Here is a 13,678-nt window from a genome sequence, read left to right on the forward strand (position 1 = left end):
TTTAACAAATAATTTATTAAATTTAGTTGATTTATTAAACTTTAAACGCTTTTAAGGTAGGATTTTACCAAATTTTTAGGAACAAAAAATGGATAAAGGCAAGAGATATCGCCCAAATGTAGCGGCTATTATCTTATCTCCATCTTATCCTTTAGAGTGTAAGGTATTTATCGCCCAAAGGCACGATATTAGCGGTGCTTGGCAGTTTCCACAAGGTGGAATTGATGAGGGTGAATCACCTAAGGAGGCTCTTTTTAGAGAGCTTGAAGAGGAGATAGGAACAAATGAAATAGAAATTTTGTGTGAGCATCCTAAGTGGCTAGAGTATGATTTCCCTAAAAGCATAGCTAAAAAGATGGCTCCGTATGATGGACAGACTCAGAGATATTTTTTGGTTAGATTAAAGCCAAATGCAAAAATAGATTTAGCGACTAAACATCCTGAATTTGATGATTACTGCTTTATGCCTGTAAATGATGTATTAAGCAAGGTTAATCACTTTAAAAAGGGTGCTTATGCTAAGGTGCTTAAATATTTTAAAGATGAAGGGTTTATATAATGCTAATTGTACAAAAATATGGCGGAACTAGTGTTGGGAATTTAGAAAGAATAGAAGAAGTAGCCAAGAGAGTAATCGCTACAAAAGATGCTGGAAATGATGTAGTAGTAGTAGTTTCAGCTATGAGTGGGGTAACTAATCAGTTAATAGAATATGCTGAGCATTTTGCTAAAATTCAGCCACAAAGCGCTGATATGGATATGCTACTTAGCTCTGGTGAGAGAGTTACAAGCTCACTTCTTTCAATAGCATTAAATTCAAAAGGTTATAAGGCTGTGGCATTTAGCGGTGATATGGCTGGGATTATCACTAATGATGATTTTACTAAAGCTAGGATTATCGATATAGATGGTAAAAAGATGAAAGAGGCGTTAAAAGAAGGCAAAATAGTCGTAGTAGCTGGATTTCAAGGGGTCACAAAAGATGGAGATATAACAACTCTTGGGCGTGGCGGAAGCGATCTTAGTGCTGTGGCTGTGGCTGGAGCGTTGGACGCTGATTTGTGTGAAATTTATACCGATGTAGATGGGGTATATACCACAGACCCAAGAATCGAGCCTAAGGCTAGAAAACTTGATAAAATCAGCTATGATGAGATGCTAGAGCTAGCTAGTATGGGGGCGAAGGTATTGCAAAATAGAAGTGTAGAGTTAGCTAAAAAATTAAAGGTGAAATTGGTCACTAGAAGTAGTTTTAACAATAATGAAGGAACACTAATAACAGGAGAAGCGGATATGAATACATCAGGAATGGAACAAGCACTAATAAGCGGTATAGCACTAGATAAAAATCAAGCAAGAGTAACTATGAGAGGGGTTGTAGATAAGCCAGGAGTTGCTGCTAGTATCTTTAAAAAATTAGCTGATAAAAATATAAATGTAGATATGATTATCCAAAATACAAGCCACGAAGATGGTACTACAAGTCTTGGCTTTACAGTGCCTCAAAATGAGATGGAAGCGGCTAGAAATGTTGTTGATGATGGTAGCGCAAAATCTATTGAGATAGATAGCGAAGTAGTCAAAGTAAGCGTAGTAGGCGTAGGTATGAAAAGTCATAGCGGTATAGCATCTATGGCGTTTTCTGTGTTGGCAAATGAGGGGATTAATATTCAGATGATCTCTACAAGTGAGATTAAAATTTCAATGATAGTAGCGGCAAAATATGGCGAATTAGCTGTTAGAGCACTTCATAAAGCTTATGAGTTAGAGAAGTAATGGATCTAATCAAATGGAGTTTGGACGCTATTAGGAGTTCAAGCAAGGAGCTAAGCTGGATGGAAGAGAGGCGTTTAGAGTGGGCGCCACTACTTGCATCTAGGCTTAGATATTTGATTGATGGAGCGCCGTTTATTGTAATATGCGATGAAGATAGAGATTGGTTTGAGAGCTATCTTTTGCGTAGTATTAATCGTAAAGGCTCGCATCGCCCCATATTGCCATTTATCTCGCTTAAATCTTTATATCCAAGATTAAATGATATAAATTCCAAAGAGGAGATAAGCTTGCTTGATGATATGCTTAGTATCGCATTTCCAAATGGATTTGTATATTTTTACATTGGTAAAAGCAGCTCAAAGCTATGCGCAATAGCTAAAAATCGCACCAGTAGCTATATGTGGCTATTTGACGAACAAGCAGAAAATAGCTTCTATCTTAGCTCTACAGATGAGAATTTGGATTTTAAGCTTTTATCTATGTTTAGACTATTTGATCGCACTATTGATGCTGTGTTATTTGGTCAGGTTGAGCTTTGAGTTTAGATAGTAAGATTATCATTAGTGATGATTTTGAGAGCATTAAGATTGAGTATTCTCAACTCTTAAAGCCTGAGTATCTAAAAATTTTTGAATATGAGAGTTTGCTTATAGATGGTGTAAAAGAGATATTATCCCAAGCATATATCGCAGAAAAAGAGCCAAAAGTTTTGCTAATTATGGCTAATAAATATGGCATTGAGTCACAAAATGCTCTACTTAAAATCCTTGAAGAGCCACCAAGAAATATAATCTTTGTCTTAGTCGCACCAGCTAAAAATATATTTTTAGCTACAATTCGCTCTAGATTAAGTATAGAAAATAGGGTTAAATTAACCAAAAGTGAGCCAACGGGGATAGACTTTACTAAGCTAAGCTTAAGTTATATCAATGAGTATGTATCTACTCAAACAGCACTTGAAAAGAGCGATAAATTAAGCAAAACTCAACTTCTAAATTTACTTAAATCCATAATAATAGACGCAGTCAAAAATGGGGTTAAATTTACCCATGAAGATTATATATACTTTAATAAATTATATAGAATCACAGATTTAAATTCCAAAGCTCAAACCACGCTTTTACCGCTACTTTTACTAATAATGCAAAGGATAAAATGAGAGCGTATAAATTAAATATAGATAGTGATTTTGACCAAATTTGCCACTTTATATCACCACATAAAAGTGGGGCGAAAATTATGAGAAAAAAGGCAAATTTAAATTTTATTTTAATCAAAGATATAAAGGCTGTAGCTGTAAATATCTTAAAGCAAGATGCCCTTAGTATCGGTGCTGAATTGGTAAGTTCTCATAACGCAATTTTTGGTGGTGTGGGGTTAGAAAACGCACTTTTAATAGCAAATGATAAGCAAATTCAAATTCTAGCCAAAAAGGAGCTAGCTCAAGATTTTGGCCTAGATAAATTGGCTAAATTTCTATCAAATTCGTTTAAAAAACCATCAAAATGCGAGATTATGGTGGTTTTAAATTTCAATAATGATAGCTTCAATCCAGCAAGTAGAGTTGGCATTGATGATGCGATTTTGCGCATTGAGAGCGTGATTGATTTGGGCGCCGATTATATAGATATCGGTATGGTAAGCTCACGGCCAGGGAGCGAATATATCGGTGCTAAGGCTGAATTTCAAAGAGTCAAGCCAGTTGTAGATCTCATCTATGCTAATAGGCTTTATGAGAGGGTGGAATTTAGCCTTGATAGCTTTGATCCATTGTGTTTGGAGTATGCCTTAGATCATGGATTTAGCTTTGTTAATGATATAACCGCAGATCCAAATTTGGCTTTTTTAGCCGGTAGATACAATGCCAAGTATTGTCTAATGCATAAAAATGGCGATCCTAAAACTATGCAAATCAATGTTAAAGATAGCGATATTTTAGAGCTTATAAGTGAGTTTTTCGCTCAAAAATTAGAAGAGATTAAAGAGTCTAAGGCTAAGCAAATTTATCTTGATATAGGTATAGGATTTGGCAAAACTGCTCGTGATAATATGGCTTTGATTAAGCATTTAGAGCATTTTTTGTCTTTTGGATATCCGCTTTTAGTAGGTGCTAGTAGAAAATCTATGATAGATTATTACAGCCCAAGTAGCGTAGATGAGCGCTTAGCTGGGAGCTTGTATCTACACCAAAAAGCTATAGAAAATGGAGCTAGTATCATTCGCACACACGACCCTAAAGAGCATATCCAGATGTTAAAATTGCATAATGCATATAAGGATTTAGAGATAGTATGAATCAAAAAGAGTATTTAGAAGCAGTAAATAAGCTAAATGATTGGGCTAGAGCCTACTACACAGATGATACACCTATGGCAAGTGATGATGAGTATGATGCTTTGTATCATAAGGTGGCTGAGTTTGAGAGCCAAAATCCAAATTTAAAAGTGATATTTTCGCCTACTAATAGAGTTGGTGGCGAGATTTTAGAGCAGTTTGAGAAGATAGCCCACAAAGCTAGAATGTGGTCGATGGAAGATATCTTTAGTGATGATGAGCTTTTGGCGTGGATAGAGCGTGGGGATAAACGCTCACAAAGATTTTTTGTAGAGCCTAAATTTGATGGTGCAAGCTTGAATTTAACCTATGAAAATGGAGTTTTAAAAAGCGCAGCTACAAGGGGCGATGGATCCATTGGTGAAGATGTTACTAGCAATGCTAGGGTTATTAGTTCTGTGCCTTTACAGATTCCATATAGAGGTCTTATTGAAATTAGAGGCGAAGTAGTTATAACTAAAAGTGATTTTGAAAAGATTAATGCTAATCGTGCTAAAGATGGTCAAAATTTACTAGCTAATCCTAGAAATGCAGCCGCTGGTAGCCTAAGACAATTAGACTCAAGTATAACAAAATCAAGAAAATTAAAATTTTACCCATGGGGCGTGGGTGCAAATGATCTTAAATTTGATACTCATAGTGATATGATGGATTTTGTTAGATCTTTAGGATTTTTAAGGGATGATTTTGTTAGGGTTTGTAATAGTATAGATGAGATTAGACAAGCTTATGATGAGCTTTTATCTTTAAGAGATGAAAAGCCTATAATGATGGATGGTATGGTAGTTCGTGTTAATAGCTTGGCAAAATGCGATGAATTAGGATTTACAGTAAAATTTCCTAAATTTATGGTAGCTTATAAATTTCCAGCTATTCAAAAATCAGCTAAGCTTATAGATGTAGCCTTGCAAGTTGGCAGAACAGGTGTAGTTACGCCTGTTGGGGTTCTTGATGGGGTTGAGATTGATGGGGCTTTTGTTAGAAATGTTACATTACATAACTTCGATGAGATTGAGCGTCTAGGACTTATGAAGGGCGATATGGTTTGCGTGATTAGAAGTGGCGATGTAATACCTAAGATTACTGATGTATATAAGGCTAGAAGAGATGGCCAAGAAGTAGCGATAAGCCGTCCATGCAAATGCCCTGAGTGTGGAAGTGAGCTTTTAGATGAAGGGGCGTTTATTAAGTGTCAAAATTTAAGTTGCAAGGCTAGAGTTGTAAGCTCTATTATATATTTTGCTTCTAAGAAGTGTATGAATATAGATGGTCTTGGTGATGCAATTATAGAGCTTCTTTATAAAAATGGTAAAATCTCAAATATAATTGATATATATAGATTAGATAGTTCTAGTTTTGATGGATTAGAGGGTTTTAAGAGTAAAAAAATTGAAAATACTCTAAATGCTATAAAAGCAAGTCAAAGACCACCACTTCATAGATTTATCACTTCACTTGGGATTGAACATATCGGTGAAGTAGCAGCTAAAAAGATAGCTACAGTTTATCCTAACAAATGGCTAGACCTTAGTATGGATGAGCTTTTAAATTTAGATGGTTTTGGCGAAGCGATGGCGCTTAGCTATTTGGAGTTTATGCGTGTTAATCATATCAAAGTAGTAGAGTTATTAGAGTATATAACTCCAATTATAGATGAAATAAACACTACTCAAAATATATTTAGCGGTAAAACAGTAGTAATAACTGGCACTCTTTCTCGCCCTAGAGATGAGATTAAGGCTGAATTAGAGAGCTTTGGAGCAAAGGTTAGCGGGTCAGTATCATCTAAAAGTGATTTTGTATTAAGTGGAGAGTCAAGCGGAAGTAAATATCAAAAGGCTCTATCTTTAGGTATTAAAATAATAGATGAGATAGAGTATGAAAGATTAAAAAATGAGAGCTGATCTAGCTGTATCAAAGGCTTTAAATATTAGTAGAAATCAAGCAGCTGGACTTATAGAAAATGGCGTAGTATTGGCTGATTCAAAAATTATCAAAAAAGCTAGCCAAGAGATTGAACCAAGCGATATGATAGAGGTTAAAACTCAAATTTATGTTAGTAGAGCAGCGCTTAAATTGGCTGGATTTTTAGATGAAATTAGGCTGGATTTAAGTGGTAAAACCGCTTTGGATATCGGGTCTAGCACGGGTGGATTTGTCCAAATTTTGTTAGAAAATGGGATAAAAGAAGTTGTAGCCTTAGATGTAGGAAATATGCAATTAAGCCCAAATTTAAGAGATGATAGCAGAGTAATAGTCCAAGAAAATACCGATATTAGGGAGTTTGAAAGTGGTGATAAATTTGATATTATCACTGCTGATGTGAGCTTTATTTCGTTGTTAAATATTATTATGCATATTGATAGGCTTGCACTTGATGATATTATACTATTATTTAAGCCGCAGTTTGAGGTGGGAATAAATGCTAAACGAACCAAAAATGGTGTAGTAAAAGATGAAAAAGCTATAAATAAAGCGATGATAAATTTTGAGACTCAGTGTAATGCTTTAGGTTGGAAGTTAATTAAAAAAAGTGAATCAAAAATAAAAGGCAAGGAAGGCAATATTGAACTATTCTACTATTTCAAAAAGTAGTGTAAAATCTGTAGCTATTGGAAGTTTTGATGGTATTCACAAAGGACATAAAGAGTTAATTAAAAAGCTTGGCGATGGTGGCGCTTTGGTTGTAATATGCAATGGCAGAGCCTGTTTAACTCCAGGAGATAGACGCCAAGAGTATAGCGGTGTGCCTTGTTTTTACTATGATTTAGATGATATATCTGAGCTTAGGGGTGATGAGTTTATAGATATGCTTAAAAAAGATTTTGTGAATTTAAAAAAAATTGTAGTTGGTTATGATTTTAAATTTGGCAAAGATAGAGCATGGGATAAGCACGATTTAAAGCATCTATTTGATGGTGAAGTGGTTGTGGTAGATGAGTTTTGCTTTGATGGGCTTGGAGTGCATAGTTCAGCTATTAGAAGATTTTTACGTGATGGTGATATATATAGGGCCAATAGGCTTTTGGGGCGTGAGTATAGCGTAGTTGGCAAGGTGATAGCTGGTCAAGGAATTGGTAAAAAATATCTATATCCAACGTTAAATTTAGATATAACCCCATATCTAGTGCCTAAAAATGGCGTCTATGCCACAAGAACAAAGATGGATGATATCACTTATAGCTCTATAACTTTTATCGGTAATAGACTTAGTACCGATGGAGAGTTTGCGATTGAAAATCATATTTTAGATAAAAATATCGATTATAGGCCAAATTTTGTCAGAGTTTGCTTTGTTGAGTGGATTAGGGATAATATGAAATTTGATAATTTAGAAGATCTAAAAAGGCAAATTTCAAAAGATATAATAATAGCTCAAAATGTTGCTAAAAGCTGTGATTTGAGCATAGATGAGATAAGCTTGCACTCAAGAAATTTAGAAGGGGTTTATAAGTGAGAGATGAGGTCTTTAAAAATGTAATAAGCAAGCAGTTTGAATTTGATGAAAGTGTAGCTAGTGTATTTGATGATATGGTATCTAGATCGGTGCCATTTTATAAACAGACTCAAGAGCTTATTGTTTTATTTTTATCTAAAAGATTAGGGCAGGGTGCTAAAGTTGTCGATCTTGGATGCTCTACTGCTACTACGCTTTTAGAACTTTATAGATTGCGTCCTGATCTTGAACTTGTAGGTTTAGATAGTAGTCCTGCTATGTTACAAAGAGCTACAAATAGGGCTAATGGATATGGTGCAAAGCTTAATCTTATACAAGCTGATATTTTAGAATATGATTATGGCAAGGCTGATGCAGTGCTTTTAAATTATACATTGCAGTTTATTAGACCTATTAAAAGAGATGATTTTGTAAAGAAAATTTTTGCTAGTTTGGAATATGATGGTTTATTTGTATTTAGTGAAAAGCTAGTATATGATGATAAAAAGCTAGATTTAGAGATGATTAATATATATCAAGAGTATAAAGAAGCTCAAGGTTACTCTAAATTTGAGATAGCTCAAAAGCGTCAAGCGTTAGAAAATGTTTTGATACCATATAGTGAAAATGAGAATAAAGAGCTATGTAAAAATGCTGGATTTAGCAGCGTAGAGACATTTTTTAAATGGGCAAATTTTGCTTCTTTTATAGCTTTTAAATAAACTATTAATTAAAATGGGTTAATATTTGATTTTAATATCAATTTTAATCATACTAAGATTGCACTAAAACCAATATTTATAAAATATCCCCAGAAAAAAATAGTTTTATATTTTATAAATAATAATTTTTATTATTTATAAAATATTTTAAAAAAAGCCATATAATTTTACTACATATTAAATTTATTAAAAAGGAAAATTATATGGCAAAACAATTAAATACAGCTAGCGGAAATCCGATTAGCTCAAATCAGTTTAGTATCACAGCAGGTGCTACCGGTCCAGTATTACTTCAAGATTATCAATTGATTGAAAAACTTGCATTTCAAAATAGAGAGAGAATCCCAGAAAGAACAGTTCATGCTAAGGGTAGTGGTGCATATGGTGTTTTAGAGATTACTGAAGATATTAGTAGATATACTAAAGCAAATGTACTTCAAAAAGGTGAAAAAACTAAATTATTTTTACGCTTTAGCACGGTTGCTGGTGAGGCTGGTGCAGCAGATGCAGAAAGAGATGTTAGAGGATTTGCAATTAAATTTTATACTAAAGAGGGCAATTGGGACTTAGTAGGTAATAATACACCGACATTTTTTATCAAAGATGGTATGAAATTCCCAGATTTTATCCACTCGCAAAAAAGAGACCCAAGAACACACTTAAGATCAGCAAATGCTGCGTGGGATTTTTGGACGCTAAATCCTGAGACAATGCACCAAGTTATGATCTTAATGAGCGATAGAGGAATTCCAGCAAGTTATCGTCATATGCATGGTTTTGGCAGTCATACATATAGCTTAATAAATCAAAATGGTGAGAGATTTTGGGTTAAATTTCACTTCAAAACTCGCCAAGGTATCAAAAATCTAACAAACGAAGAAGCGGCTAAAATAATCGCAAAAGATAGAGAGAGCCATCAAAGAGATCTATATGAAGCGATTGATAAAGGCGATTTTCCTAAATGGGATTTTAAAATTCAAATTATGAGCGAAGAACAAGCAAATAATGCTAAATTCAACCCATTTGACCTAACCAAAATTTGGCCACACGCAGATTATCCGCTAATACCAGTTGGTGTAATGACCTTAAATAAAAATCCTGAAAACTACTTTAACGAAGTAGAGCAAGCAGCATTTAGCCCAAGCAATATAGTCCCAGGTATCGGATATAGCCCAGATAGAATGCTACAAGCTAGAATTTTTAGCTATCCAGATGCTCAAAGATATAGAGTTGGTGTGCATTATCAACAACTTGAAGTTAATAAGCCAATAGTTGAAGTCAATAACTACTATGTAGGTGGAGCTATGAATAATGGTAGCTATGCACAAGAAAAATCAGCATATTATGAGCCAAATAGCTTTGGTGGGCCAGTAGAGAGTGCTAAATTTGCTGAGCCAGATTTGGCTATTGGTGATATAGCGCAAAGATTTAGCCATAGAGAGCATTATGCTGATTACTACACAGATGCAAGAGCTTTATACAAGATACTTCCGGCTGATGAAAAAGATAGATTATACTCTAATATCGCTGAGAGTATGGAAGGGGTCAAAGATGAGATAATCCAAAGAGCGATTAATCACTTCGAACAGATAGACCCAGAATACGCAAAAGGCGTTAAAGCGGCTTTGGCTAAATAATAAAACATCCCCCATATTTGGGGGAGATATTGTAAATTTAAGTATCATAAAAATGGAATTTAAATTTACAATAAGGATAGAAAATGATAACTCCAGAAGAAGAAAAACGATATGAAGAGCTGTGCGGATATGCATTTAACTTTGCTAGAAATAATGAATTTGCTCAGCTAGAGTTAATGCTAAATGCAGGATTAAATGTAAATCTTAAAAATCATAAAGGCGATAGTTTGTTAATGCTAGCTAGTTATAATGGCTCATATGAGACAACTAAGATGCTTTTAGAGCGTGGTGCAAATGTTGATGAGAGAAACGATCGAGGTCAAACCCCGCTAGCTGGAGTATGCTTTAAAGGGAATCTTGAAATAGTTAAGCTACTTGTAGAAGCAGGAGCTAATATCGATGCAAATAATGGAATGGGGCTTACTCCATATAGTTTTGCTATTATGTTTAATAGAGCAGAAATTGCTAAGTATCTATTAAGTAAGAGTAAAAAAAGAGGTATATTTAAAATAATAAGTGCTAAAATACTTGGAATATTTAGTAAAAATAGTGCTGCTTAAGGAATAAAAATTGCTTATTTTATCTAATAATTATTAAGGATAAAATATGCAAATAAATAATATATCAAAAAATCAAAATGAAGTATATGGTACTTCAAAGCATTATAAAAGCGATGCTGAATTTAAAGATATATTATCTCAAATGCTACAAAGTGATAGCAAAAGTAGTAGTGTAGATAGCGTTGATACTTTTAGAGATAATATAAATAAATACGGTATAATGAATACTGTAAATATTATGAATAATGAGAAAATTGAAAAGCAATTAGAGATCAAAAGAGCCGAGCTTTTAAAGGCATTAGATGTTTCAAATATGAATCCATCCGATAAAGCAGCAGCGCTTGCTAGTATCGAAGAGACACTAGATAGGTATAAAAAAGATTTACAAAAACTAAATTCAGCCTACGATAGTGAAAAATTAGAAAATAGTAGTCTTAAAAAGTTATTTGCAGTTATATGATTTGGAGTGAAGTCACTCCAAAAATTTTAATCATAAAGCACAGTTGATAGATATCTCTCACCGGTATCGCATAAGATTGTTACGATTGTTTTGCCTGGATTTGCCTTTGCTACTTGGCTAGCGGCGTATATATTTGCTCCACTTGATATCCCGACTAATAATCCTTCTTTTTGAGCTAATGCTTTAGCAGTTGCGATAGCATCTTCATTTGAGACAGTTAAAAACTCATCTATAACATCTCTATTTAAATTTTTTGGTATGAAGTTAGCACCTATACCTTGGATCATATGTGGGCCGGCTTCGCCTTTGCTTAGAAGTGGTGATTTAGCTGGTTCAACTGCGATTACTTTGATATTTGGATTTTTAGATTTTAGTATCTCACCAACACCGCTTACCGTCCCGCCAGTACCAAATCCAGCGACTAATATATCGACTTTACCATCTGTATCATTCCAAATTTCAAGTGCGGTTGTCTTTTTATGCATTTCAGGGTTTGCAGGGTTATCAAATTGGCTTGGTATAAAGCTATTTGGTATCTCTTTTGATAGCCTTAATGCTTCATCTACAGCGCCTTGCATACCATATTTTGGATCTGTTAATACCAACTCGGCACCAAATGCTTTAAGTAATTTTTGGCGCTCAATACTCATTGAGCTTGGCATTGTTAAGATAATTTTAAGCCCACGCTCAGCTGCTATCATGGCTAGGCCTACACCTGTGTTGCCACTTGTTGGTTCTATGATTGTAGTGCTTTTATCAATTTTATTAGTTGCGATGGCACTCTCAATCATATTTAAAGCGATTCTATCTTTAACCGAGTGGCTAGGATTTAGAAATTCGCATTTAGCTAAAATATTAGCCTCAACGCCGAATTTATTTATTTTGATAAGCGGAGTGTTGCCGATTAATTCGCTTACGCTATTTGCAATTTTCATCTTTATTCCTTAAATTATATAGTTTAGATATTTACCAGCTTGTGCTTGATCTATTTTAATACTGCTTAAAGGTTGCATAAAAAGCTCTTTTAACTTATCATTATATTCTTTAAAAAATAGATTATATAGATTATTTTCTAACTCTATATTTATTAGATTAAATTCATTTTCTAAGCTGTTAAATAGATCATAAAGGGTGATCTCATCTATAGGTTTGCTAAGATAATACCCACCCTTAATTCCTTTAATACTACCTACTATACCATCTTTGCGAAGACTATTTAGAAGTTGTTCTAAATAGTTTTTTGAAACATTTATAGCTAATGAGATATCTTTTAAGGAGATAGGATTGCTTCTATCTCCTTTTGATATCTCGAGAATAGCCATCAAGCCATACACACCTTTGGTTGTAAGTAGGCTCATTTTAATGCTTCTTGAAGATCGCTTATTAAATCATCAGCGTTTTCTAGGCCTATGCTTAAGCGTATTAAGCCTGGGCTAATGCCAGTAGCTGCTAATTCATCGGCTGGAATTTGCTGATGAGTTGTGCTAGCTGGATGAGTGATTATGGATTTGCTATCACCGATATTTACTACTACGCTAAAGATTTTGACGCTATCTAGTACTTTTTTAGCTGTTTCATAATCAGCTACTTCAAAGCTCAAAAGCCCACTAGCTAGGCCATCTGTGAAATTAGCTTTGACATATGCATTTAAATTTGAGCTTTTTAAGCCTGGGTAATTTACATATTTGACTTTTGGATGAGATTCTAAGAACTCAGCTACTTTTAGTGCGTTTTTAGAGTGTTCTTTGACTCTGATACTTAGAGTTTCTAAGCCTTGTATTAATTGCCAAGCGTTAAATGCTGAAAGTGTAGCACCAATATCTCTTAATAGACTTAGGCGAATTCTTAAAGTATAGATATCAAAAGCCCCCACCAAATCAGCATATACTAAGCCGTGATAGCTCTCATCGGCTAGATTGAAGTGGTCATATCTTTTGTTGCCGACTAATTTTTGGTTTAGTTGTTCGCCAGCTACGATGGCACCAGCTACGCTAATGCCTTGTCCGCTGATATATTTGCTAGCGCTATGAACTACGACATCTACGCCTTTTTTGATTGGGTTAAATAAAATTGGAGTCGCAACTGTGTTATCAGCTACTGTTACTACGCCATATTTGTTAGCTATTTCAACGATTTTTTCTACATTTGCGATAGCTATTTGTGGATTTGATAGAGTTTCAAAGAATATAGCCTTGGTTTTATCATCTATTAAAGCCTCTAAATCATCAGCACTATCAGAATCAAAAATTTTAGCTTTTATACCAAATCTTTTAATAGTGTGAGTTAGAAGTGTAGTGGCACCACCATAAATTTTCTTAGCTACTATTATATTGTCGCCAGCTTCAGCTAAATTCGCAATTGCAAAGAATATCGCCGCTTGACCACTTGAAGTGCTAATAGCTGCTTTGCCACCTTCAAGGGCTGCAATGCGAGCTTCAAATATATCAAGAGTTGGGTTTGTAAGACGAGAATATATAGGCCCAAGCTCTTTTAGAGCAAATCTATTTGCCGCAGTCTCAGCTGTACCAAAATCATAAGCTGTGCTTTGATAAATAGGCACTGACATAGCACCTGTACCAACCTTTGTATCATAGCCATAATGTGTTGCTAAAGTTTCTTTTTGCATTTTATCTCCTTTTTACTCAAATTAATAAGCAAATTGTAGCAAAAAAATTTAATAATGTCAAGTAAATCAATAATATATATATATTTTATTAAATTTATTCAATTTTTTTCGGTAAAAAGGGATATTA

At 34.3% G+C, this 13,678-nt stretch carries 15 protein-coding genes; 12 read left to right on the forward strand and 3 right to left on the reverse strand.

Annotated elements, in window-relative coordinates:
* Positions 1-88: 88 nt before the first annotated feature.
* From CIGNP85_RS02210 to CIGNP85_RS02265, 12 genes are all read left to right on the forward strand, one after another.
* On the forward strand, positions 89-559 hold the full coding sequence (locus CIGNP85_RS02210) for an RNA pyrophosphohydrolase (RefSeq protein WP_086224579.1): 471 nt from the start codon (positions 89-91) through the stop codon (positions 557-559).
* A complete protein-coding gene (locus CIGNP85_RS02215; protein WP_086224578.1) occupies positions 559-1,776 on the forward strand; it encodes an aspartate kinase in 1,218 nt (405 codons plus the stop codon). The genes CIGNP85_RS02210 and CIGNP85_RS02215 overlap by 1 nt, the downstream gene beginning before the upstream one ends.
* Positions 1,776-2,315, forward strand: a complete 540-nt coding sequence (locus CIGNP85_RS02220; protein WP_086244584.1) for a HobA family DNA replication regulator — start codon at positions 1,776-1,778, stop codon at positions 2,313-2,315. Before CIGNP85_RS02215 ends, CIGNP85_RS02220 begins: the two co-directional genes overlap by 1 nt.
* Entirely contained in the window at positions 2,312-2,935 is a 624-nt protein-coding gene (locus CIGNP85_RS02225; RefSeq protein ID WP_086241337.1) for a DNA polymerase III subunit delta', read from the forward strand. Before CIGNP85_RS02220 ends, CIGNP85_RS02225 begins: the two co-directional genes overlap by 4 nt.
* Complete coding sequence (gene folP / locus CIGNP85_RS02230; protein WP_086286763.1) at positions 2,932-4,071, forward strand: dihydropteroate synthase; 1,140 nt, start codon at positions 2,932-2,934, stop codon at positions 4,069-4,071. The genes CIGNP85_RS02225 and folP overlap by 4 nt, the downstream gene beginning before the upstream one ends.
* Complete coding sequence (ligA, locus tag CIGNP85_RS02235) at positions 4,068-6,014, forward strand: NAD-dependent DNA ligase LigA (protein WP_086286764.1); 1,947 nt, start codon at positions 4,068-4,070, stop codon at positions 6,012-6,014. The genes folP and ligA overlap by 4 nt, the downstream gene beginning before the upstream one ends.
* Positions 6,004-6,705 carry a 23S rRNA (cytidine-2'-O)-methyltransferase TlyA gene (gene tlyA, locus CIGNP85_RS02240; RefSeq protein ID WP_086286765.1) on the forward strand — a complete coding sequence of 234 codons (702 nt, stop codon included), beginning with the start codon at positions 6,004-6,006 and terminating at the stop codon, positions 6,703-6,705. The genes ligA and tlyA overlap by 11 nt, the downstream gene beginning before the upstream one ends.
* A complete protein-coding gene (locus tag CIGNP85_RS02245) occupies positions 6,674-7,567 on the forward strand; it encodes a bifunctional riboflavin kinase/FAD synthetase (RefSeq protein ID WP_086286766.1) in 894 nt (297 codons plus the stop codon). The genes tlyA and CIGNP85_RS02245 overlap by 32 nt, the downstream gene beginning before the upstream one ends.
* The gene (gene cmoA, locus CIGNP85_RS02250) at positions 7,564-8,268 is read left to right on the forward strand and encodes a carboxy-S-adenosyl-L-methionine synthase CmoA (RefSeq protein ID WP_086224571.1); all 705 of its coding nucleotides are present in this window, start codon (positions 7,564-7,566) and stop codon (positions 8,266-8,268) included. Before CIGNP85_RS02245 ends, cmoA begins: the two co-directional genes overlap by 4 nt.
* Positions 8,269-8,471: 203 nt before the next feature.
* Positions 8,472-9,905: a catalase gene (locus CIGNP85_RS02255; RefSeq protein WP_086252440.1), complete on the forward strand. Its 1,434-nt coding sequence runs from the start codon at positions 8,472-8,474 to the stop codon at positions 9,903-9,905.
* An 83-nt stretch (positions 9,906-9,988) separates the two neighbouring features.
* Positions 9,989-10,465, forward strand: a complete 477-nt coding sequence (locus tag CIGNP85_RS02260) for an ankyrin repeat domain-containing protein (RefSeq protein WP_086228037.1) — start codon at positions 9,989-9,991, stop codon at positions 10,463-10,465.
* 46 nt (positions 10,466-10,511) lie between these two features.
* Entirely contained in the window at positions 10,512-10,925 is a 414-nt protein-coding gene (locus tag CIGNP85_RS02265; RefSeq protein ID WP_086228972.1) for a hypothetical protein, read from the forward strand.
* Between the two features lie 26 nt (positions 10,926-10,951).
* Here the strand turns inward: CIGNP85_RS02265 and cysK are convergent, their stop codons facing one another.
* From cysK to CIGNP85_RS02280, 3 genes are read right to left on the reverse strand one after another with little or no spacing between them, the layout of a single operon-like run.
* Positions 10,952-11,860 carry a cysteine synthase A gene (cysK, locus tag CIGNP85_RS02270; RefSeq protein ID WP_086228035.1) on the reverse strand — a complete coding sequence of 303 codons (909 nt, stop codon included), beginning with the start codon at positions 11,858-11,860 and terminating at the stop codon, positions 10,952-10,954.
* Between the two features lie 9 nt (positions 11,861-11,869).
* Positions 11,870-12,283 carry an RrF2 family transcriptional regulator gene (locus tag CIGNP85_RS02275; protein ID WP_086232121.1) on the reverse strand — a complete coding sequence of 138 codons (414 nt, stop codon included), beginning with the start codon at positions 12,281-12,283 and terminating at the stop codon, positions 11,870-11,872.
* Positions 12,280-13,551, reverse strand: coding sequence for an O-acetylhomoserine aminocarboxypropyltransferase/cysteine synthase family protein (locus tag CIGNP85_RS02280; RefSeq protein WP_086241332.1), 1,272 nt, complete (start codon positions 13,549-13,551; stop codon positions 12,280-12,282). Before CIGNP85_RS02280 ends, CIGNP85_RS02275 begins: the two co-directional genes overlap by 4 nt.
* Positions 13,552-13,678 lie beyond the last annotated feature (127 nt).

Origin of the sequence: Campylobacter sp. P0085 (assembly GCF_002139495.1) — a bacterium.
In the GTDB taxonomy this organism is placed as follows: domain Bacteria; phylum Campylobacterota; class Campylobacteria; order Campylobacterales; family Campylobacteraceae; genus Campylobacter; species Campylobacter devanensis.